The organism is Mycobacterium sp. E2479 (assembly GCF_001667925.1).
Classification (GTDB): Bacteria; Actinomycetota; Actinomycetes; order Mycobacteriales; family Mycobacteriaceae; genus Mycobacterium.
The window spans coordinates 1-1,373 of record NZ_LZJR01000028.1 but is presented as its reverse complement, the minus strand read 5'-3'; the positions used below and the strand labels follow the sequence as shown (position 1 = coordinate 1,373).

Annotated in this window: 2 protein-coding genes; one reads left to right on the top strand and one right to left on the bottom strand. The window is 59.3% G+C overall.

The window, feature by feature from the left end:
• Window positions 1-26: 26 nt before the first annotated feature.
• A complete protein-coding gene (locus tag A5686_RS03810) occupies window positions 27-335 on the bottom strand; it encodes a hypothetical protein (RefSeq protein ID WP_067931295.1) in 309 nt (102 codons plus the stop codon).
• Window positions 336-1,038: 703 nt separating this feature from the next.
• Here A5686_RS03810 and A5686_RS03805 point away from each other — a divergent pair.
• Window positions 1,039-1,347: a hypothetical protein gene (locus tag A5686_RS03805; RefSeq protein ID WP_067931293.1), complete on the top strand. Its 309-nt coding sequence runs from the start codon at window positions 1,039-1,041 to the stop codon at window positions 1,345-1,347.
• Window positions 1,348-1,373: the final 26 nt, after the last annotated feature.

Sequence of the window (1,373 nt, the reverse complement as noted above, 5' to 3'; positions counted from 1 at the left end):
AGTCCGTTCACTTCCGACGTGGCGCGTTACACGTCGATGGTCTGGCTGACGTATGTCTCCCAGGTGGCGATCTGGCCAGCCTCTACCATGGCGGCCTGCATCTCGGGGTCGCCGAAGAGCGCCTCCTGGACCTGGCCGTACCGCGTCCAATCCTCGGCTGTGGAAAGCAGGCCGATGGCGTTGGTCGCCGGGCCCCCGATCATGGTCGCCAGCACGGTGACGTTCTCCGCGCCATGCTTGCGGGCAAGTTCGCTCGCGCGCTTCAGCTGCTTTTGAACGTCGTCCCAGGCCACGCCGGGATTCGGATGGACGATAGTGGTTGCGAGGATTGTCATCGTGGGCACCTTTCACTAGAGGGGACCCAGACAGCCTCTGGCGTGGCAAACTGCGAGCCTAGAGTAGCCGGCTACTTCAATCTTCCGCAGATCTCCGAGCGCCCGTTGCGGGCGAGCAGGTTTGCGCGGCGGACGCGGCACCCGACAACTTGGGCAGAGCGTGAATCGCCAGGGGGTGGGGTTGATTACGCGCCCCACCGGGGTTTAACCGGCCGCATTTGGGGAATGGTCATTGGTTAGCCCGAACGGGCGGTAGCTGCGAATGCTAGTGATTCACGAGCTGCCAAGCCCGTCCCACCGGATGGGTTGTTAAGCCACCAGCAAACCCTGAATAAAACCAGAATATACTATTGACCAGGGAAGTCTATTGAAATGTTGTCTAACGGAGCTCGTGACTCAGCGAACAAATTCATACAAAAGCAAAGATTAATGAATTCGGACTGGAATCCGAATCATAAATACATTCAACAATGCCCTGAATGCGAAGGCATACACGAAACACAAAGGCAGAACGACGAATATTGCATTCGATGCAAAGACAATAAAATGACCGCCTAGACGGCCTCGGAGGCCCGGGGCGCGCGAGCAGGCCCCGACGCGGCAACTAGTTTGCTAGCCAATGCACTTTGGCACTAGCGCGCGGCGGCATTCGGGTGTTTGCTTACCTTGTGGCTAACCGCCACGAGGTACAGGAGGCACCATCATGACCATCGTCACGTACGTAGTTATCCACCCAAACCCGGGCGTCCAGTGGGACGAGGTGCAGAAGCAACTCAAGAAGACAACAGACCTCGCTCGCAAGCACGGCGCCGAGAACGTCACCGTGCTGGCGACCATGATCGGGGGCCCGGCGACCAACGCCATCGGCCTGCTTTCCACAGCCGAGGATTGGACGCGGTACGGCCAGGTCCAGGAGGCGCTCTTCGGCGACCCCGAGATGCAGGCCGCCATGGTAGAGGCTGGCCAGATCGCCACCTGGGAGAACTACGTCAGCCAGACGATCGACGTGTAACGCGCCACGTCGGAAGTAATCAAAAC

Bases quoted from the DNA above. Each gene is read 5' to 3' on its own strand.
- A5686_RS03810 (WP_067931295.1), bottom strand. From the start codon at position 335: ATGACAATCCTCGCAACCACTATCGTCCATCCGAATCCCGGCGTGGCC.
- A5686_RS03805 (WP_067931293.1), top strand. From the start codon at position 1,039: ATGACCATCGTCACGTACGTAGTTATCCACCCAAACCCGGGCGTCCAG.